At 63.7% G+C, this 25,405-nt stretch carries 20 protein-coding genes; 12 read left to right on the top strand and 8 right to left on the bottom strand.

Going from position 1 to position 25,405, the window contains the following annotated elements; translation table 11 throughout:
* Nucleotides 1–4 precede the first annotated feature (4 nt).
* From paaC to ACIQT2_RS16130, 4 genes are all read right to left on the bottom strand, one after another.
* Nucleotides 5–928 carry a 1,2-phenylacetyl-CoA epoxidase subunit PaaC gene (gene paaC / locus ACIQT2_RS16145; RefSeq protein ID WP_402948342.1) on the bottom strand — a complete coding sequence of 308 codons (924 nt, stop codon included), beginning with the start codon at nucleotides 926–928 and terminating at the stop codon, nucleotides 5–7.
* Nucleotides 925–1,323 carry a 1,2-phenylacetyl-CoA epoxidase subunit PaaB gene (gene paaB / locus ACIQT2_RS16140; protein WP_402948340.1) on the bottom strand — a complete coding sequence of 133 codons (399 nt, stop codon included), beginning with the start codon at nucleotides 1,321–1,323 and terminating at the stop codon, nucleotides 925–927. Before paaB ends, paaC begins: the two co-directional genes overlap by 4 nt.
* Nucleotides 1,323–2,318, bottom strand: coding sequence for a 1,2-phenylacetyl-CoA epoxidase subunit PaaA (paaA, locus tag ACIQT2_RS16135; protein WP_402948337.1), 996 nt, complete (start codon nucleotides 2,316–2,318; stop codon nucleotides 1,323–1,325). The genes paaB and paaA overlap by 1 nt, the downstream gene beginning before the upstream one ends.
* A gap of 282 nt (nucleotides 2,319–2,600) precedes the next feature.
* On the bottom strand, nucleotides 2,601–4,961 hold the full coding sequence (locus ACIQT2_RS16130; protein WP_402948334.1) for a glycosyltransferase family 2 protein: 2,361 nt from the start codon (nucleotides 4,959–4,961) through the stop codon (nucleotides 2,601–2,603).
* A 256-nt stretch (nucleotides 4,962–5,217) separates the two neighbouring features.
* Here ACIQT2_RS16130 and ACIQT2_RS16125 point away from each other — a divergent pair, with 256 nt between their 5' ends.
* From ACIQT2_RS16125 to ACIQT2_RS16105, 5 genes are all read left to right on the top strand, one after another.
* Entirely contained in the window at nucleotides 5,218–6,741 is a 1,524-nt protein-coding gene (locus tag ACIQT2_RS16125) for a chitinase (RefSeq protein ID WP_402948331.1), read from the top strand.
* A 137-nt stretch (nucleotides 6,742–6,878) separates the two neighbouring features.
* On the top strand, nucleotides 6,879–10,373 hold the full coding sequence (locus ACIQT2_RS16120) for a response regulator (protein WP_402948328.1): 3,495 nt from the start codon (nucleotides 6,879–6,881) through the stop codon (nucleotides 10,371–10,373).
* Nucleotides 10,370–11,296, top strand: a complete 927-nt coding sequence (locus ACIQT2_RS16115; protein ID WP_402948325.1) for a diguanylate cyclase — start codon at nucleotides 10,370–10,372, stop codon at nucleotides 11,294–11,296. Before ACIQT2_RS16120 ends, ACIQT2_RS16115 begins: the two co-directional genes overlap by 4 nt.
* A gap of 164 nt (nucleotides 11,297–11,460) precedes the next feature.
* Nucleotides 11,461–12,726 carry a hypothetical protein gene (locus ACIQT2_RS16110; RefSeq protein WP_402948323.1) on the top strand — a complete coding sequence of 422 codons (1,266 nt, stop codon included), beginning with the start codon at nucleotides 11,461–11,463 and terminating at the stop codon, nucleotides 12,724–12,726.
* Nucleotides 12,727–12,874: 148 nt separating this feature from the next.
* Nucleotides 12,875–15,094: a S9 family peptidase gene (locus ACIQT2_RS16105; RefSeq protein ID WP_402948320.1), complete on the top strand. Its 2,220-nt coding sequence runs from the start codon at nucleotides 12,875–12,877 to the stop codon at nucleotides 15,092–15,094.
* 79 nt (nucleotides 15,095–15,173) lie between these two features.
* Here the strand turns inward: ACIQT2_RS16105 and ACIQT2_RS16100 are convergent, their stop codons facing one another.
* Both ACIQT2_RS16100 and ACIQT2_RS16095 read right to left on the bottom strand, forming a co-directional pair.
* On the bottom strand, nucleotides 15,174–15,977 hold the full coding sequence (locus ACIQT2_RS16100; RefSeq protein ID WP_402948318.1) for a class I SAM-dependent methyltransferase: 804 nt from the start codon (nucleotides 15,975–15,977) through the stop codon (nucleotides 15,174–15,176).
* Between the two features lie 38 nt (nucleotides 15,978–16,015).
* A complete protein-coding gene (locus ACIQT2_RS16095) occupies nucleotides 16,016–16,399 on the bottom strand; it encodes an STAS/SEC14 domain-containing protein (RefSeq protein ID WP_402948315.1) in 384 nt (127 codons plus the stop codon).
* Nucleotides 16,400–16,593: 194 nt separating this feature from the next.
* Between ACIQT2_RS16095 and ACIQT2_RS16090 the strand changes: the two genes are divergently transcribed.
* Nucleotides 16,594–18,237, top strand: a complete 1,644-nt coding sequence (locus ACIQT2_RS16090; RefSeq protein ID WP_402948312.1) for an ATP-binding protein — start codon at nucleotides 16,594–16,596, stop codon at nucleotides 18,235–18,237.
* A 145-nt stretch (nucleotides 18,238–18,382) separates the two neighbouring features.
* On the opposite strand, the gene ACIQT2_RS16085 is transcribed toward ACIQT2_RS16090, so the two are convergent.
* On the bottom strand, nucleotides 18,383–18,550 hold the full coding sequence (locus ACIQT2_RS16085) for a hypothetical protein (RefSeq protein ID WP_021473873.1): 168 nt from the start codon (nucleotides 18,548–18,550) through the stop codon (nucleotides 18,383–18,385).
* A gap of 107 nt (nucleotides 18,551–18,657) precedes the next feature.
* Between ACIQT2_RS16085 and ACIQT2_RS16080 the strand changes: the two genes are divergently transcribed.
* Nucleotides 18,658–19,719 (top strand): hypothetical protein, encoded by a 1,062-nt coding sequence (locus ACIQT2_RS16080; RefSeq protein ID WP_400328492.1) that lies wholly within the window; start codon nucleotides 18,658–18,660, stop codon nucleotides 19,717–19,719.
* Between the two features lie 2 nt (nucleotides 19,720–19,721).
* Nucleotides 19,722–21,278 carry a putative bifunctional diguanylate cyclase/phosphodiesterase gene (locus ACIQT2_RS16075; protein WP_402948310.1) on the top strand — a complete coding sequence of 519 codons (1,557 nt, stop codon included), beginning with the start codon at nucleotides 19,722–19,724 and terminating at the stop codon, nucleotides 21,276–21,278.
* 70 nt (nucleotides 21,279–21,348) lie between these two features.
* Here the strand turns inward: ACIQT2_RS16075 and ACIQT2_RS16070 are convergent, their stop codons facing one another.
* On the bottom strand, nucleotides 21,349–21,936 hold the full coding sequence (locus ACIQT2_RS16070) for a GNAT family N-acetyltransferase (RefSeq protein WP_402948307.1): 588 nt from the start codon (nucleotides 21,934–21,936) through the stop codon (nucleotides 21,349–21,351).
* Between the two features lie 199 nt (nucleotides 21,937–22,135).
* On the opposite strand from ACIQT2_RS16070, the gene ACIQT2_RS16065 reads away from it, so the two are divergent.
* The 4 genes from ACIQT2_RS16065 (at nucleotide 22,136) to ACIQT2_RS16050 (ending at nucleotide 25,259) form a co-directional block, all read left to right on the top strand.
* Complete coding sequence (locus tag ACIQT2_RS16065; protein WP_400328483.1) at nucleotides 22,136–22,597, top strand: hotdog fold thioesterase; 462 nt, start codon at nucleotides 22,136–22,138, stop codon at nucleotides 22,595–22,597.
* A gap of 7 nt (nucleotides 22,598–22,604) precedes the next feature.
* Complete coding sequence (paaK, locus tag ACIQT2_RS16060) at nucleotides 22,605–23,945, top strand: phenylacetate--CoA ligase PaaK (protein ID WP_402948303.1); 1,341 nt, start codon at nucleotides 22,605–22,607, stop codon at nucleotides 23,943–23,945.
* A gap of 88 nt (nucleotides 23,946–24,033) precedes the next feature.
* Nucleotides 24,034–24,636 (top strand): TetR/AcrR family transcriptional regulator, encoded by a 603-nt coding sequence (locus tag ACIQT2_RS16055; RefSeq protein ID WP_397325481.1) that lies wholly within the window; start codon nucleotides 24,034–24,036, stop codon nucleotides 24,634–24,636.
* Nucleotides 24,637–24,851: 215 nt separating this feature from the next.
* Nucleotides 24,852–25,259, top strand: a complete 408-nt coding sequence (locus ACIQT2_RS16050; RefSeq protein WP_402948299.1) for a VOC family protein — start codon at nucleotides 24,852–24,854, stop codon at nucleotides 25,257–25,259.
* The last annotated feature ends 146 nt before the right edge of the window (nucleotides 25,260–25,405 follow it).

Here is a 25,405-nt window from a genome sequence, read left to right as displayed (position 1 = left end):
CTGGTCACCAGCTCGCGCCGGGGTGTTCACGGGCCAGGACCTGCATTTCGGCCAGGACGTAGCCCAAGTGTTCTGAGTGCTTACCGCGACGTCCGCCGCCCAGGGACTGCGGCGTGCCGGGAACCTCGAGTCCGGCTTCGGCCATGATTTCGCCGGTGAGCCGATCGAAGGCCTCGCGCAGGCTGGACGGCTGCACCGTAACCCCGGCCTCGGCCAGGCGGGTGGTGAGCTCGTCGTCCTCGAAAAGTTCGTCCACGTACGGCCACACGAGCTTGAAGCCCTGGATCATGCGTGCACGGGACTCGTCCGTACCGCCGGCCAGGCGCAGCACCCACTGGGCACTGTGGTCGCGGTGGTAATCCACTTCCTTCACGGCCTTCGCCGCGATGGCTGCGATGGTGGGATCCGTGGACGCCATGAGCGCGGTGTACAGCTCGAACTGGTAGAAGCTCACAATGAACTGCCGCGCAATGGTCACAGCGAAGTCGCCGTTGGGCTGCTCGAACAGGTGCGCCGAACGGAACTCGTGCTCGCGGCGGAAGTAGGCGAGGTCGTCCTCGGACTTGTCCCAGGCTGCACCGGCGTAGGTCAGGAAGGAGCGGGCATGCCCCAACTGGTCCAGCGCGATGTTGCCAAGGGCAATGTCTTCCTCAAGCTCAGGGGCACGGGAAATCCAGTGGCCCAGGCGCTGGGCGAGGATCAGTCCGTCGTCGCCGATCCGCAGGGCGAACTCGGCAACGTCTTCGCTGGGCTTCACCTCGCCGCGGCGGATTTCAAGGGCGATGTCCTCGGGGCGCAGCGCGTTGCCCGGCGTGATGCGGGTGGCGCTGGCCGAGCCGTCACCGGAGGCACCGGCGCCGTGAACGCCCACGGAAATGTCGCCGTGGCCGTCGATCGCGAAGTCAGTGTTCGTTTCGTGGGAAGTCACAGGTGCTTCACGCCTTCGCTCTTGGTGTAATACGTCGCGTGGCGGTAATCCTTGCCCTGGGGCGACTCGAAGAACGCACCCTTGGAGTCCGGATCACTGGAAGCGATGGCTTCGGCCGGGACAACCCAGATGGACACGCCTTCGTTGCGGCGGGTGTACAGGTCGCGGGCATTCCGGAGGGCCATGGCCGCATCCGGGGCGTGCAAGGAGCCGGCGTGGACGTGGGACAAGCCACGGCTGGAGCGGACGAAGACCTCCCACAGGGACCACGGTGTTTCGTGCGCCGCACCGGAGGTGACCGGTGCCGCCGTCGTGCTTGTTGCAACCTTGGGCGCCTCGCTGGCGACTTCGCCGGCGGCGCTGGCCGGTGCTTCGGGGTTTCCGTGAGGAGCCATTATGCTGCGTTCACTTTCTCTGCTTGCTTGCGGGCGTAGGCTGCGGCGGCTTCCCGAGCCCAGGCACCGTCTTCGTGTGCTTCACGGCGGCGCTCGATGCGCTGCGAGTTGCAGGGACCGCGGCCGGCCAGGACTTCCTTGAACTCGTTCCAGTCCAGGGGTCCGTGCTCCCACTTCTTGGTCTCTTCGTTGAAGCGGACGTCCTTGTCCGGGAGGGTCAGGCCCAGGACCTTCACCTGCTCCACCATCATGCCGACGAACCGGCTGCGCAGTTCGTCGTTGCTGAACCGTTTGATGTTCCACGCCATGGACTGCTTGGAGTTGGGTGAATCGTCATCCGGCGGGCCGAACATCATGAGCGACGGCGCGTACCAGCGGTTCACGGCGTCCTGGGCCATCTGCTTCTGCGCAGGCGTGCCGTTGGACAGTTCCAGCAGGATCTCGAAGCCCTGCCGCTGATGGAAGGACTCTTCCTTGCAGATGCGCACCATTGCGCGGCCGTAAGGACCGTACGAGGCACGGCACAGCGGCACCTGGTTGCAGATGGCCGCGCCATCAACAAGCCAGCCGATGGCCCCCATGTCCGCCCAGGAAATGGTGGGGTAGTTGAAGATGGACGAGTACCGGGCCTTGCCGGCAATGAGGTCTTCCATCATCTGGTCCCGGGACTGCCCCAGCGTCTCTGCTGCGGAGTACAAGTACAGGCCGTGGCCCGCCTCGTCCTGGACCTTTGCCATGAGGATGGACTTGCGCTTCAGGCTCGGTGCCCTGGTGATCCAGTTGGCTTCCGGCTGCATGCCGATGATTTCCGAGTGCGCGTGCTGCGAGATCTGGCGCAGCAAAGTCTTGCGGTAAGCCGCCGGCATCCAGTCGCGCGGCTCGATGCGCGAGTCTTCCGAGATGATGCGATCAAAGTACGCCTGACCGGCTGCCTCCCGCTCCTGTTCCTCCGGGGACAGCTCAGCGGGCACAGACTGCAGATTCTGCGATGCCATGGTTGCTCCTAATAAATTACCGACCGTTCGTTCAGAATATGCGGAGCGGGTGATTACAGTCAACCTTTTGGCTTCGATTCAGCGCGGGCGTGACATTCTGCTGGATCATTCCCGGCACGCCGCGGGCCGGGCCCGCCATTCCGGGCCTGCGAGGTTCGCCCTGCGGAATGATGCAGCAAAATCTCGAGCCAGATACGCAAGAACCCGGGCCCGGCAGTGTGCCGGGCCCGGGTTTACGGTGCTTCAGCGGAGCGCCTGGGTTAGGCGCCTCAGCAGAGTGCTCTAGCGGAGCGAGATACGACGACGGCGGTCGGTTCCGCCGCGCAGGTCCCGGTTGAGCCTGCGGTCACCGTGGTACAGGATCGACTTCCAGTCCACTTCCTCCGCGGTCTTGGGAACCACGAGGGACACCTGCGGCGCCTTGGTCTTGGGCGTGACGTAGAGCCAGTTGACGGCGCCCAGGGCGATGTCCACCACGGAGTTCCAAATGCCGATGTAGGCCTGGATGCAGCTCATGGCCAGCACGGCATTCAGGGTGGCGAAGGCTACGTTACCCCAGTTTTGCTGCTGCACGTCCCGCCAGATGGTGAGAACGGAGAACGCGACAATCAGGTACGGAATCAGCACATAGATGGCCGGCGCGGCGGTCCGGTCCTTGACCTTGGGGGTGCGGACGAACGGAATCTTGTCACCGGTCAGGCCCTGCTGGAGGGACTTGAGGACGCCGGCCAGGTTCACCGGAAGGAGGATGAGGTTGAAGCCGTAGATCCGGAAAATGTCGCTGAACCGGTGGCCACAGTCCCGCAGGTCCGAACCCATGCACAGGAAGTAAGGCAAGGCCGCGATGAACACAGCCGGGCTCAGGAGCCTGCTGTCGTAGGGGTAGGCGAGCAGGAACAAAAGTCCGAAGCTGGCCCAGGTGATGGAGGCCATGTAGTTCACGCGCAGGAGCACCTCGCGGATGAGGATCCGTTGGCGCTGCATGCGTCGCTGGGACAACTGGTTCCACAACTTGGGCAGGATCAAGAGGCCACCGTTGGCCCACCGCCGCCGCTGCACCACCAACGAACCGAAATCCGGTGGGGTGGCGCTGTAGCTCAGGCGTTCGGGGTAGTTCACCAGCGTCCAGCCATGGGTTCCCAGGTCGATGCTGGACTCGGTGTCCTCAATGACCGTCCGGTCCTGGATGTAGGTCCGGACCTCGAACCCGCCCACGGTTTCCACTTCAACGATGTCTTCCAAGGCACACTTGCGGATGATCGCGTTGGCTCCCACCCAGAAAGTGGCTCCGTAGTAGGACATGCCCTGGTGCAGGATGTGCTGAATGTCCGTGGTGGCACCGGCGATGCGCTCGATGCGGGTAGGGGCACCGCGGAACGAGGAGTACGGGGTCTGGGTAACCGCTACGCGCTCGTTGCCGGCCGATTCCAGGAAGTACACCAACCGCAGGCAGTAGTCACGCAACAGGAGGGAATCGGCGTCGAGGGTCAACAGGTAGGTACTGTCAGGCACCACCAGGTCATCCTCGCGCTCGGTGGTGGCAGGCCGCAGGACCACGCTTCCGTCCGTCTGGTCCTTCCGCCACCGCTTGCCCATGAGGGAGATGTACGCGTTGAGGTTCATGGCCTTGTTGGCCTCGTGCGACAGGCTGGCGTAGGCCTTCCGCTCGAACGTGTCCATGCGGACGTTGAAGATCCAGGTAAGGCGCAGGTACAACTGCTCCATGCGCTCCGGGCTCGGCGCCGTCTTTTGGGCCTTCGCCGCCTCCAGCGCCAGCAACACGAGCCGGAGTTCCCGGGCCAGGCCCATGATCACCAGGTCAACAAAGAATTCGTCCACGTGGTCCTGGACGGACTCTGCTTCCGCCATGGCCTCCAGCCACTCCACGGCGGCCTCGTACTCGGCGATCAGCAACTGGAGTTCTTTGGTGGTGGCAGACGGGGCGTCGGAGGTGGCAGGTGAGTGGCCGTAGGCCGCACGGAAACCTTCCAAGGCCTTGCTGGCACGTTGGGCCGGCCCGGACATGGCTTTCTGGATCTGGCCCGCCAGGGCCCGCGTCTGATCCAGCCGCTGGATCTTCGCCGGGTCCGTGGGGTTGGGGGGATCGTCCAGGAGCAGGACAACGCTCAGATCGGGGAATTCCTGCAATGCCGCGGACCAGAGAGTTCCACGGACCACTCCCGGCTCTTCGGCGTAAGAAGGCACCAGGACTGTAATGCCCTCCGAATAGTCGGTGAAATGATTATCCAATTCACCCCGCGGTACCCGGCGGTGTTCCTTGAATCGGTAAAGTGCCCCTTGGCGCGCCAGGAGGTACATGAGGGCAGAAAAGGTCAAGAAAGTAACTACAACAAGGTAAGAAACCGATTCCAGACCAAAACGGAATCCGGAGTTCGGGTTATCCACGAACTGCCGGATGATGGTGGAAACCACGTAATAAATCCACGAGGCGATCGTAACCAAAATAGCCAAACGGCCCAGGACGATCTTCCGTGACGACGGCGTCGGGTGCACGATAGCGAGCGGCTCCGACCTGCGTTCGGATCCCCACTGCCTCTTGCGTCCCTTGCCTTCCGCTGCTTCTTCCGGCGTTTCCGCCGAATTTCGCGCAAGATCAGGTGAATCAACCAGCTGGTCTGTCATGTTTCCCCATCAGACTGCATTACGGGACGTTGGGCCCGTTGTCCGGTTCGACGTGCGCCTTCTATGCCCCAAGTCACGTCGATTGCCCTTATAGTAATCGACGTTGGGCATCTGTTATTTCCTGTCTCTAAGGGTTGACAGTGCCGGTCTTATTCGGCAGCTCCGCACCACGCTTTGTACCTGCTCCACCTCAAAATTCCCCTCAACGTTTGGGTGTTCCATGTCGAAATATTTCCCGGGGCGGAAGCTCTCCATTGTGAGGCTTTCCGTTCTGTTGCTCCTCCTGGGAGGACTCGTAACTGCTGGAGTTGTTTCATGGCGCAGTTACACGGACACCCGGGCCGCGGCAGCCTCACCCTCTGTATTCGCCGGATACGTGGACGTCACGGCCACCCCGCGGTACGCGTTTGAACAGCCCGTCAATGCCAACGCCAAATCCGTGGTCCTGTCCTTCATCGTGGCCGACGCCAAGGACGGTTGCACCCCGTCGTGGGGCACCTTCTACAGCCTGGACGCGGCAGCTTCACAGTTGGACCTGGACCGGCGCATCGCCAGGCTGCGCCAGTCCGGAGGCAACGTCAGCGTTTCCTTCGGCGGCTTGACCAACAAGGAACTTTCCACTGCCTGCACCGACGAGACCAAGCTCAAAGCTGCCTACGCCAGCGTGGTGGACCGGTACGAACTGACCTCGATCGACCTGGACATCGAGGGTGCCGCCCTGTCAGACAAGGCGGCGTTGGCGCGGCTGGCCAAGTCCGTGGGGGAGCTGCAGAAGGAGAAGGCCTCGGACAAGGGCCTGGCCGTGTGGCTCACCCTCCCGGTGGCACCCAGCGGACTCACCGCCGAAGGAACTGCTGCAGTGAAGCAAATGCTGGACGCAGGCGTTGACCTGGCCGGCGTGAACATCATGACCATGGACTACGGTGACAGCCGCGTTCCCGGCCAGTCGATGCTCCAGGCTTCCATTGCCGCGGCCGAGGCAACGCACGCCCAGTTGAGCGACGTGTTCAAGGCCGCCAACCAGGACCTCGGCGCCCAGACCCTGTGGCGGAAGGTCGGCCTGACCCCCATGATCGGCCAGAACGATGTTGTTGCCGACGTCTTCACCCTGGCCGATGCCCAGGGCCTGCACGACTTCGCCGAGAACAAGGGCGTGGGCCGCATGTCCATGTGGTCCCTGAACCGCGACGCCGAGTGCGGCCCCAACTACCCCACCATCTCCGTGGTCTCTGATGCGTGCAGCGGTGTCTCCCAAGGTGGCGCCCTCTTCTCCGCCGTCCTTGGTGCCGACATTTCGGAGAAGGGTGCCCCGGCCTCCGCGGCGGTTCCTACGGACACCGGCACGGCGAGCGCAGTGGTTGACGATCCCGCCACGAGTCCGTACCCGATCTGGTCGCCCATCGCCACGTACTCCAAATCGGACCGCATTGTCTGGCAGGGCAATGTCTACGAGGCCAAGTGGTGGACCAAGAACGATGTGCCCAACAACCCCGTGGCCAACGGGGCAGCTGCACCATGGACGTTGATCGGCCCGGTCCTTCCCGGAGACAAGCCCCAACCGGAAGTAACTGTCCCGGCGGGGACGTATCCGGAATGGTCGTCCGCCACGGTTTACCGGAAGGGCGACCGGGTCATGTTCGACCAGAAGGTCTTCGAGGCCAAGTGGTGGGTCCAGGCCCAGAGCCCGGAGGCCGCCCTGCAGGGCTCCTCTGACACGGCCTGGACGAAGCTCTCCAACGAGGAACTGGCGAAACTTCTCGCCACTGCTTCACCCAAATAGTGCTCAGCACCTATCGGCATGACGACTGATGCCGATAGGTGCTGATACTCAGGTTGGTTTCACGTATGCTCGCATCAGCGCGAGGGCAAGAGGCGCTGTTCGCTTTTGGTGGGGCCACGGTTGAAGGCAGGGGTTCAGTGGCAGAAGTGAAGCTTGGGGTTGGTCCGGTACGCCCAACCGGTTGGCATGGTTTGCCGCTGTTCCTGATCGCTGCGGGCGTCTGCGCCGTGTTGCTCGCCGTCGGTCTGGGTAGCGGAATTGGAAGCACGACGGCGCAACTCGCCGGCGATCTGGCCATCCTTTTGGCTGTGCTCACTGCACTCGCCACGCACGCGCGGGCCGCTTTCAGACGGCGCGGCAACGCAGTGGGCCGCTGGCTCGTGGTGGCCGGGCTGGCTGTGTGGAGCGCGGGACAAACTGTATGGGCAGTCAATGGGATCACCCTTGACCACCAGTACCCTTTCCCTTCCTTCGCGGATGTCGGGTTCGTCTGGTACGCCCTGCCAACGGCCATCGGGCTGGTCCTCCTGCTCCGGGGGCAGGGACTGAAGCTGTCGCTGCGGCGAACCATCCTGGATGCTGGTGTGGTTGCCAGCGCCACGTTCTTCATCGCGTGGAGTTCGGTGCTGGGCCCCCTTGCACAGGAATCGAACCAGGACGCCTTTGCCCACTTGACGCAGATGGCGTACCCGATTGCTGACGTGTTGATGGTGTCGGTGGTCATTGTCCTGACCATGCGTGCGGCACGGGGCCGCCGCCTGCCGTGGTTGTGCCTGGGTATCGGCTTCTGGATCCTTGCCATCACCGACCTGACCTACGTCCGCTTCACCCTTGAAGGCATTACGGGGGTCACCGGTTCTCCTTTGGCATTTGGCTGGGTGATTGCGTTCCTCTTGGTAGCACTGAGCCCGCTGGTCCCGGAAGCAGACCGGCAGCGCAAGGACGGCCGGGCCTATGCTGCGATGCTGGAACTCCTCCCCTACCTCCCCGTCTTCAGCGCTGTGTTCTTCTCGCGCAGCCGCCCCATCGGCACGGACCCGATCCTGCTGGTGACAGGCTTGGTGGTCGTTGCGTTCGTCATCGTGCGGCAGGTGCTGATCGTCGTCGAGAATGTCACGCTGACCCGCGAACTGGAGACGAAAGTCGCCGAACGCACGGCCGAACTCGAGGGCCTGGGTGCGATCGTCAATTCCTCGGGCGACGCGATTGTTGGCAAGACCACCGATGGGATCATCACCAGCTGGAATCCGGGCGCCGAACGGATCTACGGCTACCCGTCCGCGGAGGCCATCGGCCGGAACAGCACCTTCTTCATTCCCAAGGAATTGCTGGTGGAGGAACGCGACGCCATCGCCCTGACTGCAGCCTCCGGCACCATCCAGAATTACGAAACCAAGCGCACGCGCCGGGACGGCAAGACCATCCCCGTCTCCATCACCATGTCCCCCGTCCGCGGCCCCGACGGGATCCGCGGTGTAGCAACCATTTCCAGGGACATCACCGAGCGCAGGGCGGCAGAGGCCGAACTCCTGGACGCCCGCGAAGCCGCGCTCGAGGCCAGCCGGCTCAAGTCCGAGTTCCTGGCCACCATGAGCCACGAGATCCGTACCCCGCTCAACGCCGTGATCGGCCTGACCTCCCTCATGATGGACACGGAGCTCAGCGAGGCCCAGCGCCAATACGCCCAAGGCGTGAAGGGCGCCGGCGAAGTGCTCCTGACCCTGATCAACGACATCCTGGACTTCTCCAAGCTCGAGGCCGGGAAAGTGGACCTGGACATCGCCTCCTTCGATCCGCGTGCCTTGGTGGACGAAGTCGCCGGACTGGTGGCCGAGGCAGCGCAGAGCAAGGACCTCGAACTCATTTCCTATTGCCACCCTGACGTTCCAGCGCGGCTCATGGGCGACTCCGGACGCATTCGCCAGATCCTGCTGAACCTGTCCTCCAACGCGGTCAAGTTCACCTCCAGCGGAGAGGTGGAAATCCAGGTGGCGGTCCTTGAACAGGATGGTGAGGACGCCAAACTGCGCTTCGAGGTGCGTGATACGGGGATCGGCATCCGGCCGGAAGACCACCGGCGTCTCTTCGACTCCTTCGCCCAGGCAGACGCGTCCACCACGCGGCGCTACGGCGGGACCGGACTGGGCCTCGCCATTTCCCGAAAGCTCACCGAAGCCATGGGCGGCGACATCGGGCTCGACAGCCGCGTCGGCGTGGGCAGCAAGTTCTGGTTTGTGCTGGACCTGCCAGTCGGTCCGGTTTCCCCGGACACCGTAGCCCTCCCTGCCTCGCTCTCCGGCCGGAAGGTCCTGGTAGTGGACGACAACGCCACCAACCGGCTGGTCCTGGAGAATCAGCTCGCCAGTTGGGGCATGGTGCCGGTCGCCTTCCCCGATGCCCGGAGCGCGCTGGACGAATACCACGCAGCCGCCACCGCGCACACCCCCTATGACCTCGCCGTGGTGGACATGTGCATGCCGGACACCGATGGCCTGGAGCTCGCCCGCCGGATCAAGGCCGAAAGCAACGGAACGCCGTCGCCGGGGATCATCCTCCTCACCTCCACCATGGCCGTTGACAAGGCAGACCTAACCTCCGCCGGGATCCGCGAGTACCTCACCAAGCCGGTGCGCAGCTCCGAGTTCTACAACCGGTTGTTAAGGCTCATGGCCACTAAGACGAGCCCACGCACGGCTGCCGAACCAGTCGCACCCCAAATCCCCGTGCAAACCCTCCCACGGCTCGGCACGCTCCTGGTAGCCGAGGACAACGAAGTGAACCAGTTGGTGGGCCGGGGCATGGCGAACCGTCTGGGCTACGACGTGGAAATCGTGGACGACGGCTCGCAAGCTGTCGCTGCCACCCTCACCGGAAAATACGCTGCGGTGTTGATGGACTGCCACATGCCCGTGATGGACGGCTTCGAAGCAACCCGCACCATCCGGGCCCGCGACGCAGGCACTCATAGGATCCCGATCATCGCCATGACCGCTGGGGCCTTGGACGAGGACCGCGAGCGCTGCTTCGCCGCCGGCATGGACGATTACGTCAGCAAGCCGGTGGATGTGGACAAGCTGGGCGCGGTCCTGGCGAAGTGGGTCCCGGCCGCGCCTGCCAGCGCCGCTTCAGGAGAACGTACGACGCCGGATGGTCGGGACCCCGTGCAACCGGCCGTGGGTGCCGGGCACCTTCCGGATGCCGCGCCGCAGCAATCGGCGGGCAAAGCACCCTCGACTGCGGCAGCACCGGCGTCGGACGTTTCCGCGGTGCTGGACGGTCCCGCGCCCTTGGACGCCGAGCGGCTGCAGTTGCTGCGCGAACTCGGCCCCAGCCTGCTGCCGGCAGCCGTCACGGCCTTCCGCGACGAAGCCGAACGCTCCCTTGCCCACCTCAGCAAGGCACTTTCCACTGGCGACGGCAAGGCCCTGCAACTGGCGGCGCACAAGCTGTCGGGAGCGGCGGGCAACATTGGAGCTGTTGGCGCCGCCGGTCTGGCCAAGGATCTGGAAAAGCTGGGCCGGGAGGACCGCCCGGGGTTGGAAGCCGACGCCACGCCGCTGATTGAACAGTTGAAAGACGAACTCGCCCGGGTTGAGCACGCACTCGAGCGGACCTTGTTGGGAGCCCCATGAAAGTCCTGATCGCCGATGACGACCAGATTTCCCGCCTCATCACCAAAGCCGCGGTGGAGCAATCCGGCCATGAGTGCATCGTGGCGCTGGACGGGGACCAGGCCTGGGAGCTGTACCAACTGCACCGTCCTGAAGCGGTGGTCACGGACCTCATGATGCCGGGCATGAACGGACTGGACCTGTGCAGGACCATCCGTTCTTCCGAAGGCGACTCGTACACGTACCTCATCCTGGTCACTTCCCATGGTTCCCGGGACGACGTGCTGGCAGGCATGGAAGCGGGCGCGGACGATTATGTCACCAAACCGCTGGACCCGTTCAACCTGCGCATTCGCCTGCTCGCTGCGCAACGGATCACTTCCCTGCACGCCGATCTGGCCCGGTACCGCTCCGCGTTGACCGAGCAGGCCCGCACCGATCCGCTCACCAAGCTTCACAACAGGCTGAAGCTCACTGAGGACCTGGCAGAGCTTCACAGTCTCAGCGACCGCTACGGGCAGGAGTACTGCCTGGCCATGGTGGACGTGGACAACTTCAAGAGCTACAACGACCTTTACGGACACCAGGCGGGAGACGCCGCGCTTGTGGCCATCGCGGCCACGCTCGCCGCGGAGGTGCGGGAGACCGATGGAGTGTACCGATTCGGTGGGGAAGAGTTCCTGCTGGTCCTTCGCGGGCAGGGTGCTTCAGGTGCCGAGGGTGTCATGGAGCGCGTCCGCTCGGCCGTGCACGCGCTGGACATCGAACACTCGGCTGATCCGGACGGCGTGCTGACCATCAGCGCGGGGGTCGCCGCGCACAGCCATGAACACCCTGCCGGAACGGAGCAACTCCTCAAGGAAGCGGACCTGGCGCTGTATGCGGCGAAGGCCTCGGGCAGGAACCGGGTAACCCTGGCCAGCCCCGGCTCCTCCCCCAACTGACTCGCATTTGTGGTTGTTCTGGGCCCTCAGAACAACCACAAATGCCAGTTACTTCAAGACGTTATCCACAGGGCAACGGGAGTGGTTTTCCGGGTGCATCTGTCAACACCTAAACTCCAGCGAGCGGCGCGGACGGAGCGCTCTATCACTTTGGAGGGACTGCAATGAGAACTGTTGACATAGATCCGGGACTCGCCCAAAACCGCACTTGGACAAAACCACGACGGCGGTGGTCAGCCTTGGTGGTTGCCTCCGCGGCCGCGTCGCTTGCCTTGGCCTTTGCCCCTGCTGCCCCAGCTTCGGCGACCCCTGCATCAGCTGCCAATACGGGCGCGGTATCGGCCATTCCCACAGCCACCACCACGGTGGCGGCATGCACTAAGAGTGGCGCGACGGGCAGCAATGCAACCACGGTCTACTCGGTCAGTACCACCGTCAACGACAGCGGAGATGACACGAGTGCCATCCAGAACCGCATCAACACCGCAGGGGCAGCAGGCGGTGGCGTGGTCAAACTCGCGGCCGGCACTTACATCATCAACGGCAAACTTCGGATGGCGAACAACGTCAAACTGGAGGGCGCAGGCCCCACCACGATCCTTAAGGCGGGCCCGAACTTCCTGTCTACAAGGGGACCTGCGGGCGGCTACCCGATCGTTAGCACCAACAATTCGAAGAACACCACCATCAGGAACCTCACCGCAGACCATTCAGGCAACACCCTCGCAGCGAGCGTCACCTTGGACGGGCGCCTGGACGAGTACGTAGTTGACATTCGGGGCGGCTCGAACAACGTGGTGGATGGCGTGCACGTAAAGAATCCCTTCACCTACTCCATCGTCGCCGTCGCCACCACTAAGTTCTGCGTGAAGAACAGCACTACCACCGTCGCTACGAGCGGCAAATACGACCAGCTCGACGGAATCCACGTGTTGGACTCATCCTTCGGCGACGTTACCGGCAACACCATTGACCAGCGCGTCGGTACCGACGGCGACGACGGTCTCGTAGCCCACACCATCAACGGAACCACCCACGACATCAACTACATCGGGAACAAGGTTCGGGGCGGGCACCGGGGCAACAGCATGCAACTGGCCGTTGGCAACTACTCCATTTACAACCTAAAGATCGCGGACAACGAGTTCTACGGGGCTCCGTACGGCATCCGCACTGGCTACTACGACAACCGCACTGGGTCCGTCAACGGGGTGACGCTGACCGGTAACTACATCCACGACCTGAAGGCAGGTTACGCGTTCCCCGACGGTAGCTTCGATGCCATCCACATCGGCGACTTTGGCGCCCGCGGCCCGATCACGAACGTGGTCGCAACCAACAACAGGGCGTGCGCAGCCGGAAAGGTCTATGTCGCACCGGGCACCGGCAACATCAACCAGAACAACACGGTGCAAACAGGAACCTGCTGACTACGAACGAGGACCCCAGGTCTATCTGGGCTCCGCCTGTGGGGCGTCCGGCGTCGAACTGGACCGGACGCCGCGGGTCGAAGTCAGGCGACGGCGCTCTCAGCGAAATTGCTGGCTCGCTGTCAGAGCCCGTCGATAAAGTGACCACATGAGCCACATCTCCCCCGCACCTGCCGCTGCCACGGAACCGGCGCTTCAGCCTCCTGTCGCCAAGAAGGTCCCTGTCCACCGCGAACACCACGGCGATGTCTTCGTGGACAACTACGAGTGGTTGCGGGACAAGGAGTCCCCCGAGGTAGTGGAGCACCTCAAGGCTGAGAACAGCTACCAGGAGGCCGTCACCGCGCACCAGGAGCCCCTCCGCGAGGCCATGTTCCAGGAGATCAAGGGCCGCACCCAGGAAACCGACCTTTCCGTGCCCAGCCGCAAGGACGGTTGGTGGTACTACAGCCGCTCGGTGGAGGGCAAGGAATATAGCATCCAGTGCCGCGTCCAGGCTGAAGACACCGGAGATCGCGTGGCCGACTGGACGCCGCCATCCGTGGAGCCCGGTGTGCCGATCGCGGGCGAGGAGATCCTCCTGGACGGCAACGTAGAAGCCGAGGGCCAGCCGTTCTTCAGCATCGGCGGGGCCGCCGTAACCATCGACGGCAACCTCTACGCCTACGCCGTGGACAACGCGGGCGACGAACGTTTCACCCTGCGCATCAAGGACCTCCGCACGGGTGAGCTCCTGCCGGATGTCATCGAGAACATCTTCTACGGCATTGCTTTCTCCCCCGACGGCACCCGCCTCTTCTACACCGTGGTGGACGATTCCTGGCGGCCGTACCAGGTGAAGGCCCACGTCCTGGGCACCCCCGTCACCGAGGACGAGGTGCTGTACCAGGAGGACGACGTCGCCATGTGGTTGGGCTTCGAGCTCGCCTCCGACCGTCGTCACCTGGTGCTCAGCATCGGCTGCTCCGAGTTCAGCGAAACGCGCCTCCTGCGCTTCGAGGACTACGAAGCCGGCCTCACCACTGTCATTTCCCGCGACGAGCACATCCTCTATGAGGCGGAGCCCTTCCTCCTGGACGGTCGCGAAACGGTCCTCCTGACCCACAACAAGGACGCCATCAATTCCAAGGTGAGCCTGGTGGATCCGGAGGAACTCGCCAAGCCGCTGGCCGAGCAGGACTGGCGTACCGTCGTCGGGCATTCCGACCAGGTGCGCGTCAACGGTGCCGGAGTGACCGCCACCCACCTTGTGCTGTCCATCCGCAAGGACACGATCGAGCGCGTCCAGGTGCTGCCGCTTGAGGGCCTGGGAACTGCCGCGCAGGGCTCGCCGGTTGAGCCGTCCTTCGACGAGGAGCTGTACACCGCGGGTGTTTCCGGCTCCGACTACAACGCCCCGGTGATCCGCATGGGCTACACGTCCTACTTCACGCCATCGCGGGTCTACGACTTCGTGCTGCCCACCGCTTCGCAGCCCGCCGGCGAATTGCTTCTCCGCAAGGAGAGCCCGGTGCTGGGCGGCTACTCCCCCACCGATTACGTAGCGACGCGCGAATGGGCAACGGCCGACGACGGCACCCGGGTTCCGCTCTCGGTGTTGCGGCACGCTTCGGTACAGCAGGACGGCACGGCAGCGGGTTTGGTGTACGGGTATGGCTCGTACGAAATGAGCATGGACCCCGGTTTCGGTGTTGCGCGCCTGTCCCTGCTGGACCGTGGCATCGTCATGGTGATCGCGCACATCCGCGGTGGCGGCGAACTCGGCCGGCACTGGTACGAGGACGGCAAGAAGCTCACCAAGAAGAACACCTTCACGGACTTCATCGCAGCCACGGACTGGCTCGCTTCCTCGGGGTGGGTTTCTCCAGGGCGGATTGCGGCCATGGGTGGGTCCGCCGGCGGGCTCCTCATGGGTGCCGTGGCAAACCTGGCTCCTAAGAAATACGCGGCCGTGGTGGCACAAGTGCCGTTCGTGGACGCCCTGACCACCATCCTGGACCCGGACCTTCCGCTGTCCGCGCTGGAGTGGGAAGAGTGGGGCAACCCGATCCTGGATCCCGAGGCCTACGCGTACATGAAGTCCTACACTCCGTACGAAAACGTGCGTTCTGTGGCCTACCCGAAGATCGCGGCCGTGACGTCTTTCAATGACACCCGCGTGCTGTACGTGGAGCCGGCCAAGTGGGTCCAGGCGTTGCGTTCGGCGTCCACCGGGTCCGAGCCGATCGTCATGAAGATCGAGATGGACGGCGGCCACGGTGGCGCTTCGGGGCGCTACGTGCAGTGGCGCGAACGGGCCTGGGATTACGCGTTCGTGGCTGACTCCCTCGGCGCGACCGAACTCCTCCCGGGCGCGGGCCTCAAGTAGCGCTCGTGGCACCCAACTGAGTCGCAGTTAAGCGCGTTTTGAGGGCTCAAAACGCGCACAAATGCGACTCAGTTGGGTACTAGCGGGCTCGGAGGATCGCGAAGTAACCCGGGATCACGTCCGGCTTGGACGGGTTGCTCAGGGGTCTTGTCTCGATCTTCGCCTCGCCCTCCTCCACAAGCTCCCAATCCGCCGCCGGGAAGGCCTTGCGGCGCTGCGCGGCACCAAAGCGGCCCGGCATCGGCAGGCCGCGGATGGCCCATTCGAGCGGCGCCGGAATGGAGTCCTTCGTCGCGCCCAGATGGGTCACGTAGTCCACCGGCGTGCCTGGGAAGTTGGTCTCGGCGAGGAACACCAGGCCGCGTTTTCCGACGACGGGCAGCAGGTTCGCTGCCAAGGCGGCACGGCCCTTGCGGTCCAGTACGTGGAGCACCCCGCGGATGAACACGTTCGCGTCGCCGGAGTAACCCGCCCGGCCCAAGGCCGTCGCCACAGTTCGCGCGGCGTCGGGTGCCGTCATATCGCAGACCCCGTAGCTCGCCGTTGTACTTCCGTCCGATTCCAGCCGTGCCCGGTCCACCGCGTTTTCCGCATAATCCAGGCCAAGGGCGTGCGGGAAATGCTGCGCCAGCGAGCGCGTGAAACTGCCGTTCCCACAACCGACGTCCACGATCGGAAGGGACCGATCAAGCAGGGAAAACCTGGGAAGGTAGCCCTCAAGCTCGTGGTTGCTGCCCGAATCCCAGAGGACATCGCCCGCGGCCCCCGTGGAACGGACATTGCCCCAGTACGTATCCCATGCCGTCAGCGGATCCTTGGGCGCACCGGAGGAAAGCCGGATCAGGCGTGGAATCAGCAGGTATTTCCGGAGAGCGGAGAGCATTCTCCCAATATAGGGGGCCACGCCGCCCTCACCTGCACTTATTCCTCAACCAACCACTCCAGGGCTTCCGTTTGGTCCGTGAAGAATCGGGTGGGGCAGGGTGGCTTCATGATCCCCAGGAAGAAGTTGGCGATGACCCGGTCCACCGGGGACGAACCCCACAGGGCGATCCGGTTGGCCTGGCACGGCTTGGCGAAAACCGAGCGGGCGCCCCGGGTCACATCGTCCGTGGTGGCCATGTCCACGATCATCGGGTACCGGTCTGCTCCGCAAAGCTCGTTGACCCGGTCCATGGCACGTTGGGCGTCCGTCTCCTTGATCCTGGCTCCACGCGGCCATGTCAGCCGCAGGATGCCCTGCTCCTCGAGTTCCAGTTGGAAGGTGACCGGTTGAAGGTCCTCCGAAGCTTCTGGGTGCTCCACTATGCTCCTTGGCGTTTGGTCGGGGCGGGGCAGCCCTAACAGGCACTTTAAGGCCGGCAAATCCCTGGGGCAAGGATGCGAAAGAACCCTCCGACGCATTCTGCGCCGCTGGTCCGCTGCCGGGGCATGCGCTGATAGGGTGTTGCCAAATCTGGTATTTGCCGTGGAACGAACGTTGTATCGGAGGGGGCTCAGTGGTTTCGGACAGGGCCGATGTCCAGCAGGTCTCACTCTCCGCCTTGGTGGCGGACTCTGACATCGAACGGCTGACGGTGACCTCTGCTGCGCTGACCGCTGCGGGGTTCCAGGTGTTTCCTGCCTCCAATGCCGCCTCTCTGGCCATCAGCCTGGAACACAACAGCCATTCTGTGGTGGTGCTCGACAACTCCCTGGCACACGGTCTCCGCAGCCCCGGCGTCCCCGTCCTGTTGCTGCTGGATGCCGGTGACCAGGTGGACCTCGAAGAGGTCGAGGCGTGGCGCATGGTGGACTACGTCCTCAATCCGGTCCGCCCCGAGGAACTGGTGTATCGCGTCAACACGCTGATCGGCCGATCCAAGGAACGGGCCCGTGCCCGCGGCGAAGTGGAAACCTTGCGCGAGAGCCTCCGCAACGTCTCCGCCGCCATCCGGGAAACCAACGATCCCCAGCTCATTGCGGACTTGGTGGTGCGCGGCTTCGGCGAAGCCTTGGATGTTGACCATGTGTGGTTCGCGACGTTCCGCGACGAACGGGTTCCTTCCATCCGCGCCCAATGGAACCGAACCGGCGTCGCGCAATTGCCCGCGAAGCTCGGCGACATGGAGAGCGTCATCATGGGCCTCGCCAACAAGCTGTGGACCCAGGCGGATGTCCGGGCCATCCTGGACCACCGGACGGAACCCGATTCACGCATCACTGCGGCGCTGCGTGAATGGTCGCCCGAGCTCAGCCCCGTGTCCTCGGTGATCCTTCCCGTTGGTGAGGGTGCTTCTGCTTTGGGCGTCATCCTCCTGGCCACCGAAGAGGCGAGCCACGAGTGGACGCGCCCGGAAATCAACCTCATGCAGCACGTTGCCGGGAACGTTGCACACGGCCTCATCCAGGGCCACCTGATCAGCGCCCAGCAACGGGTTCTCCATCAACTGCGGCAGCTCGACAAAGCCAAGACGGACTTCCTGGCCACGGTGAACCATGAGTTGCGTACTCCCCTGACCTCCATCACCGCCTACCTCGACATGATCCGTGACGGCTCGGGTGGTCCCGTGCCGGACGGCATCAAGAAGATGCTGGATGTCATCGCCCGGAATTCGGACAGGCTGCGGCGGCTTATCGAAGACATGCTCACGGTGTCCATGCAGGACGGCAGCAACCTGGACCTGAAACCCGTGGATATCGCCAAGCTGCTGCAGGTGGTGGTTGCCACGCTGCGTCCGCTTGCGGAATCGCGGCACGTCGCCATCTCCTATGTGGAGGCCTCCGAAGACATCGAGGTGACAGCGGACGAGGCCAAGCTGGAACAGGTGTTCACCAACATCGTTGCCAACGCCATCAAGTTCACCCCCGAGGGTGGCCGGGTGGGCATCACGAGTGTTCTGGCGGCCACCGAGGATGGCGGCCAAGCGGCCCTCGTCCAAATCGAAGACACCGGGCTGGGCATCCCCGAGCACGATCTCCCGCACATCTTCACGCGCTTCTACCGCGCCTCCAATGCGACGGCGGCTGCTGTCCCCGGAAGCGGCCTGGGATTGGCCATCGCCCAGGACATCGTCAGCAGGCACATGGGTCGCTTGGACCTGGACTCGACGCTTGGGGCCGGGACCACCGTGTCCGTGGAACTGCCCGTCGGGGGACCCTAGCTTGTGACAAGACTGTCAACCATGGCAGCCTGCCCTGACGCGGATCGTCACTAATCCGCGACACATGCCGAAACAAAACTGATGCCCCGGGTGGTAACCCGGGGCATCAATTTGCGTCATGGGGCCTTTACAGGCGTCCCCCCAATTAGTTCGGCCACCAACCGATGCTGGTGGTGTTGGTCTTGGTGGTGACGCTGTTCGGCCACCAGCCGATTGCCGTGCTGTCCTGCGAAGGCTCGGCGTTGGCCGGAGCAGCAAAGCCTGTTACCGCCAAGACTGCTGCCATGAGCAGTGTTGCCGCAAATTTCTTCATTCGCTGTGCCCTTTCGTTCTGATGCGAATTTCTTGTTCGTGACTTGAATAAAGTCACGGGGCAAACTATACGAGCTTTTCTTCCGCAATAACATGGATAATGGCCTCATGCAGAGTCCCCAACTAACGCCAGTGGTCGTAGCCGGACTCAACGCACGCGCCAAGTGGAAGGAACGCGACTTCGACGAAGCCTTCCGGCTGGCCGGCGAAGCCGCCGATTTGGCCACATCGGCCGGTGATGATGATGCCTGGTGGAACATGCTCTACCTGCAGGCAGAGTGCCGCCGCGACCAAGGACGGATCGAGGAATACCTCAAACTTGCAACGGCCCTCAATGACCTTCCCCTGACCGCGTCCTCTGCCGAACGCGGCGCCATGGCGGGAACCATGGTGGCTGTCGCCCTGCAGGGACTCGGACGCCTGGCCGAAGCCGCTGCCATGGCCTCGGACGCCGCGAAACTTGCTGCCGGGGATCCGGACCTGCTGTATGTGCAGATCCTGGCCCAGCGTGCCCTCATCGCCTCGCTTGCAGAAAGCAGGATGCTGGAAGACGCGTGGCGCGAGTGCCTGGAACTCGAGAACCTGCTGGCCGACGTGGACGAAGACACGGCAGGCAAGGGCTATTGGGTGATCGGCAACGTCGCCTTCCTCGCGGACAGGGTTTCCGACGGCGGCCTCTACCACGATCTCGCGGCCGAAAGGCTGTCCCCTTCCAAGGACGTGGACCTGTGGGCACGGTTCAACCGGGCATCCGCCGAAATGCGCCTCCAAGCCAAACTGAGCGACGCCGCTACCCTGCGCTGCATCGAAAGGGCCGAGCTGGCCACGGACATTGTGGGCGGCTCGGAACGGGACCACCTGGAGATGTCACTGGTCCGGGCGCGCTGGAACTATCTCAACCAGGACATGCCCGCCGCCCTGGCCATCCTGGAGCCGCTGTGCAACCGTTCCTCCGTCCTGGCCACCCAGACAGCGGCCGAGGCGCATTTCCTGTTGGGCCGGACCCTGCTGGCCCTGGGACGGCAGCAAGAGGCCCAGGCAACCTTCGACGAATCGGCCGCATTGTTCGAGCAGGCAGCCCTCCCGGAACGCAGCTCTGCCGTTCACGAGTATCTCCGCGATAATGTTGGGCGTACCGCAGATGAGCGAGGCGGACCGCACGGGGGGTGAGCATGTCCGAGGAGAAGTCTGACGCCGGCAACGATCCGCGTCTGGGGTTGCTCCTGGAAGGCATCATCAAACTGGCCGCAGGAGATCTCGACGCCCGTATTGAAGTCTCCGATGCCCGGGACGAGATCGATGCCGTCATCATGGGGACCAACCTCCTGGCCGAGGACCTCCAGATCATCTACGCCGAGCTCGAAGAGCGCGTAGCGGCCCGGACCAAGCAGCTGCACGAGGCACACCGCGAGATGCAGCACATGGCCATGACAGACTCCCTCACCGGACTCAACAACCGCTCGGCCTTCACCTCCGCCTTGACCGATGCCCAGGAACGCGCCCGCAACGGCGGACAACGGCCCGCCATCCTCCTCCTGGATATGAACGGCTTCAAGGGCATCAACGACTCCCTCGGCCACACCATCGGTGACCAGGTGCTCGAAATCGTGGCCCAGCGGATCAGCGGAGCAGTCCGGAAAGAGGACATGGTGGCCCGCATGGGCGGCGATGAGTTCGCGGTCCTGCTGCGCGACGTGACCCCGGCGATCGCCAATTCCATCGGCAACCGGGTGCTTTCCGCCGTCGACGGCATTATGGAAATCGAGGGGCACCACCTCCGCTGCGGCGCCAGCATGGGCCTTCGAATGGCGCAGCCGGAGCAGACGGCCCAAGTACTCATGATGGAAGCCGACATCGCCATGTACGAGTCCAAGGCCGAGGGCCGTGGGCGCTTGAAGGTGTTCAAGCAGGAGATGCTGCATGCCCGCCAGCTCCGCAACCAGCTGGTCAGCGAACTCAAGGAAGCCATCACCGGGTCACAACTGGTGCTGTTCTACCAGCCGATCATCCGGCTTGATACGCGCGGGATCGAAGGAGTGGAAGCTCTGGTCCGGTGGAACCACCCCACCCGCGGCATGGTGATGCCGGACGAGTTCATCCCCATCGCCGAGGAAACGGGGATGATTTCCGAACTGGGCACCTGGGTGCTGCGCACCGCCGTCGAGCAGTTGCAGCAGTGGCGCAGCGACCCCCTTACCGCCCACCACGATTTCAATATGCGCATCAACGTCTCCGCGGCGGACCTCCAGCGGCTGGAGTTCGTGGAGGACGTCCGGGATGCGTTGAACTCGGCAGGCCTGGACCCGTCCCAGTTGGTTCTGGAGTTGACCGAGTCAGCCGTGATCCAGGGCAACGACCTTGACCGGTACACGCTCAAAGCCCTGGAGCGCTTGGGCGTCGGCATGGAGATCGACGATTTCGGCACCGGCTACTCCTCCATCGACTACCTCCGGCGACTGCCCGTGCATGCGGTCAAGGTGGACCGTTCCCTGCTCTCGGCCCTGGGCAGCGACCCTTCGCAGCCGGCACTGCTTGCCGCGGTGCTGCAACTCATCCGGGCATGCGGCCTGGGTGCTGTGTGGGAGGGCATCGAGACTGAGGACCAGGCCGAGTACTTGCTCAGCATTGGCTGTACCAGCGGCCAGGGTTATTTCTTCAGTCGTCCCCTGCCCGAGGCGCAGCTCACCGAACAGCTCAGGCACCATAAGGCGTGGCCGGTCCGGGATTGAGCCTGCGGCTTGTTGCCGCACGACGGCGGCGGGCCGGGTTGGGTGCGTTGCCTGCGTCCTTTTGGTTTTGCTAATGGGGCGCGTCGGCGTCCTGGCTGTTCGCGACCCTGCGTGCCCGCCATTCGGAGTCCAGGATCGCGTAGATGTTTTCCGAAGCCCATTGGCCCTTGTAGTGCCAGATGTCCACGAGCGTGGCTTCAAGGCGCATACCGATTCGTTGGCAAATTCCCGCTGAGCCGGCGTTAAGCGCGTCAAGCTTCGCGTCCACCCGATGGAAGGCCAGGAGTCCGAAGGCCAAGTCCAGCACGGCCTCGGCCGCTTCGGTGGCGATCCCTTGGCCCCTCGCGTCCGGGTGCAGGATCCATCCGATCTCCGCCTGCCCGGGACCTTCCAACCATTTCAGCACCACTTCGCCCAGGAGTCCCGGCTTGTCCTGCCGCTCGATGGCCAGGCACACCCAGTCCCCTTCCTGCTTGAACTCGAAGTTGGCGTAGCGTCCCAGCACCTCCATGGATTTGGTCTTGCTCAGCTCGGGGCGCAGCAGGAACCGTGCGGTCTCGGGCAGGGATTGGTAACTGTGGAAGCGCTCAAGGTCTTCAGCTTCGAAGCGCCTGAGGATGAGTCGTTCAGTGAGGATGGGAAGCTCAATGTCGGGCATGCCTCCGAGGCTACAGTGTTCGCCCGAAGCGGTGTCCAATCGTTGGCATCCGGGCACGGACCCCACCGCGTATCCCAGTCCCTTCCCTGTCATTTTTCCGGGCTGCTTCACCGCCCGAATCCTCGTCCAGTCTTGACAGTTCGCCCGATCTGGGATTACCTAATGAACATTCGGTAAATAAAGCTGGAGGCAATGACGCATGGTTGAAACAACCCTCTCCGGTGCTTCGCACCACATCCTGACCAACGATTACGCGTCCGAATGGATGGGCATAGAGGTCCTCAAGCTCGACGACGGCCACGCCACCATCCGCATGAAGCTCCGGCAGGAAATGCTCAACGGCTTCGGCATGGCACACGGCGGAATGATCTTCGCCTTCGGTGACACAGCCTTCGCCCTGGCCTGCAACCCAGCCAACCCCACGCCCGAGGAAGCCGCCACCATCACGGTGGCCTCCGGCGTCGACATCAACTTCATGAAGCCGGCCTTCGAAGGCCAGGTGATTACCGCCGTCGCGAACCGCCGCGCGAGTACCGGCCGCAGCGGACTGTATGACATCCAGCTCTACGCCGCCGACCCGGCCGACTCCCCCTCCACAGACGCGCCCGGCGAACTCATCGCAGAGTTCCGTGGCCGCAGCCGCACCATCTCCAAGAAGTAGGAAGCTCATGACACAGAACACCGTCGCCTCACCGACTGCGTCCACGTCCGATGCCGTGCTGGACCGCGAGGAAACCATGTCCCGCGACGAACTGGAGGCCCTGCAGCTCACCCGCCTCCAGCACACGGTGGCCTACGCCTACGACCGCGTGCCGCTGTACAAGCGCAAGTTCGATGAGGCGGGCGTGCACCCCACGGACCTCCGCGAACTCGGCGACCTCGGCAAGTTCCCCTTCACCACCAAAGAGGACCTGCGACTGGAGTACCCGTTCGGCATGTTCGCCGTTCCGCAGGACCAGGTGGCCCGCATCCACGCGAGCTCCGGAACCACGGGCCGGCCCACCGTGGTTGGCTACACCAAGACGGACCTCGCCAACTGGGGCACGCTGGTTGCCCGCTCCCTGCGTGCCTCGGGCGTCCGTCCCGGGATGAAGGTCCACAACGCCTACGGCTACGGCCTCTTCACCGGCGGCCTGGGCGCCCACGCCGGAGCCGAAGCCCTCGGTTGCACGGTCATCCCGATGTCCGGCGGCCAGACAGAACGCCAGATCCAGCTCATCCAGGATTTCAAGCCGGACGCCATCTTGGCTACGCCCACGTACCTGCTGACCATCGCGGACGCCATGGCCCACATGGGCATCGATCCCACGTCCACCTCGCTCAAGTACGCGGTGCTTGGTGCCGAGCCGTGGACCGAGGAGATGCGGCACGAGCTGGAAACCACCATGCACATCAAGGCCTCAGACATCTACGGACTGTCGGAGGTCATGGGCCCGGGCGTCGCAGGCGAAGCCGTCGAAACCCAGGACGGCTGCCACATCTGGGAGGACCACTTCCGTCCCGAAATCATCGACCCGTTCGACCACTCCACCGTCCTGGGCGATGGCGAACCCGGCGAACTGGTCTTCACGTCCTTGACCAAGGAAGCGCTGCCGATCATCCGGTACCGCACCAAGGACCTCACCCGTCTGCTCCCCGGCACGGCCCGCCCCGCACACCGACGCATGGGACGCATCACCGGCCGCAGCGATGACATGATCATCCTGCGCGGCGTGAACCTCTTCCCGTCCCAGATCGAGGAAATCGCGTTGCGGATCCCGGAGCTCAGCCCGCACTTCCAGCTCGAAATCACCCGGCCCGAGGGCAAGCGCATGGATTCGTTGACGGTCCGGATCGAACGGCGTGAAACGGTTCCAGTCGAGGCGGGCACGACGGCGGCCCACACCTTGCGCGAGCAAATCAAGATCCATGTCGGGTCGTCTTGCGTCGTTGACGTCGTTGAACCCGGTTCGCTTGAAAGGTCCAACGGTAAGCTCCGCCGGATTTACGACCTTCGCCCCAAAGGCTGACGTTCTTCCTCGCGGCTTCGCATGTTTGCCCTGACATGCGAAGTCGCTGAACGGCAGTCACGCCCAGAGAACGTGAGAAGATGCCACCATGCCTAGTGAGACCACAGCCAAGCGCGGACGGCCCGGCTACGACCAGCAGTCGGTGCTCCGCATCGCCGTCGACGTCTTCAACCGCCACGGATACGACGCGACGTCCATGGGCATCCTGGCCGAGAACCTGGGGATCTCCAAGTCAGCCATCTACCACCACGTGCCCTCCAAGGGCGACCTCCTGAAGCTTGCCCTGGACCACGCGCTCGGCGGTCTTGAAGCAATCCTGGAGCAGCCCGCCGCGTTGACCGGCCCGGCCGACTCCCGCCTGGAATTCGTGCTCCGCCAGACCATCGCCGTACTGGTGGACCGGCTGCCCTTCGTGACCCTGCTGCTTCGCTTGCGGGGCAACACGGACATCGAGCGCGATGCCCTGGAACGTCGCCGCGCGTTCGACCACAAAGTGGCCGCGTTGATTTCCGCGGCCCGCGAGGACGGCTCGCTGCGTCAGGACATCGATCCCCGCACCGTCACGCGACTCTTGTTCGGCACCATCAACTCGATCGTGGAGTGGTACAAGCCCGGCGGCTCGCTGTCCCCGGAGAAGCTCGCCGACGACGTCATCACCATGGCCTTCGACGGCCTCCACGCCGCCGCCTGACCCTCTCTCACCCAACCGCCCCCTCCGGCGATCCCTCTCTCACCCAACCGCCCATTTTGTTGCTCCCTCTCTCACCCAACCGCCCATTTTGGTGCTCCCTCTCTCACCCAACCGCCCTCCGGCGATCCCTCTCTCACAGGGGCAGTCCGACTAGGAATCGTAAGGTCACGATGGCCTCCCCAAGCGTAAAATTTTCAGCGTAGGAGGTGGCCATTATGCATCTAGCCCTCAACACAGCCACAACTGTCCTGCCCGTCGATGACATGAGCCGCGCACGCATGTTCTATGCGGAAAAGCTCGGCCTGCCGCACAGGGGCAGGACCTGGGATGGAAACGATTTGTTCGGCAATGACGGCGGCGCCATGCTGCAACTGTTGCCCATTACGGATGGCATGCACTCGAGCCATACCGCATTGAGTTTTGAGGTTCAGGACATCGAGCGCCTGGTCGCCGAGATGGAAGCACGGGGTGTCACCTTCCAGGACTACGACCAGCCTGACCTCAAGACCGAAAACCACATCTGCACCACGGATGCTGAAAAGTGCGCTTGGTTCATGGACTCGGAAAATAACGTCCTATGCATCCATGAAACCTTGGGCCAACAAGCCGAATATCAGTTGTAGATGAAAACGAAGAACGCCTGCCCGTTAGGGAAGGCGTTCTTCGTGAGAGAGCATCGCGCTTAAGGGGCCATTCGGTGAGAGAGGGACCCACCAAACCAGCCATTCGGTGAGAGAGGGACCCACCAAACCGGCCATTCGGTGAGAGA

The sequence above is a fragment of the Paenarthrobacter sp. NPDC090522 genome (assembly GCF_044769225.1).
In the GTDB taxonomy this organism is placed as follows: Bacteria; Actinomycetota; Actinomycetes; order Actinomycetales; family Micrococcaceae; genus Arthrobacter.
Note: the sequence above shows the minus strand (reverse complement) of the source record. Positions and strands in the feature narration are given on the sequence as shown.

Coding starts and splice junctions, on each gene's coding strand:
- ACIQT2_RS16080 (WP_400328492.1), top strand. CDS start 18,658: ATGCAGAGTCCCCAACTAACGCCAGTGGTCGTAGCCGGACTCAACGCA.
- paaB (WP_402948340.1), bottom strand. CDS start 1,323: ATGGCTCCTCACGGAAACCCCGAAGCACCGGCCAGCGCCGCCGGCGAA.
- paaK (WP_402948303.1), top strand. CDS start 22,605: ATGACACAGAACACCGTCGCCTCACCGACTGCGTCCACGTCCGATGCC.
- ACIQT2_RS16105 (WP_402948320.1), top strand. CDS start 12,875: ATGAGCCACATCTCCCCCGCACCTGCCGCTGCCACGGAACCGGCGCTT.
- ACIQT2_RS16075 (WP_402948310.1), top strand. CDS start 19,722: ATGTCCGAGGAGAAGTCTGACGCCGGCAACGATCCGCGTCTGGGGTTG.
- ACIQT2_RS16110 (WP_402948323.1), top strand. CDS start 11,461: ATGAGAACTGTTGACATAGATCCGGGACTCGCCCAAAACCGCACTTGG.
- ACIQT2_RS16065 (WP_400328483.1), top strand. CDS start 22,136: ATGGTTGAAACAACCCTCTCCGGTGCTTCGCACCACATCCTGACCAAC.
- ACIQT2_RS16130 (WP_402948334.1), bottom strand. CDS start 4,961: ATGACAGACCAGCTGGTTGATTCACCTGATCTTGCGCGAAATTCGGCG.
- ACIQT2_RS16055 (WP_397325481.1), top strand. CDS start 24,034: ATGCCTAGTGAGACCACAGCCAAGCGCGGACGGCCCGGCTACGACCAG.
- ACIQT2_RS16070 (WP_402948307.1), bottom strand. CDS start 21,936: ATGCCCGACATTGAGCTTCCCATCCTCACTGAACGACTCATCCTCAGG.
- paaA (WP_402948337.1), bottom strand. CDS start 2,318: ATGGCATCGCAGAATCTGCAGTCTGTGCCCGCTGAGCTGTCCCCGGAG.
- ACIQT2_RS16115 (WP_402948325.1), top strand. CDS start 10,370: ATGAAAGTCCTGATCGCCGATGACGACCAGATTTCCCGCCTCATCACC.
- ACIQT2_RS16085 (WP_021473873.1), bottom strand. CDS start 18,550: ATGAAGAAATTTGCGGCAACACTGCTCATGGCAGCAGTCTTGGCGGTA.
- ACIQT2_RS16050 (WP_402948299.1), top strand. CDS start 24,852: ATGCATCTAGCCCTCAACACAGCCACAACTGTCCTGCCCGTCGATGAC.
- ACIQT2_RS16100 (WP_402948318.1), bottom strand. CDS start 15,977: ATGCTCTCCGCTCTCCGGAAATACCTGCTGATTCCACGCCTGATCCGG.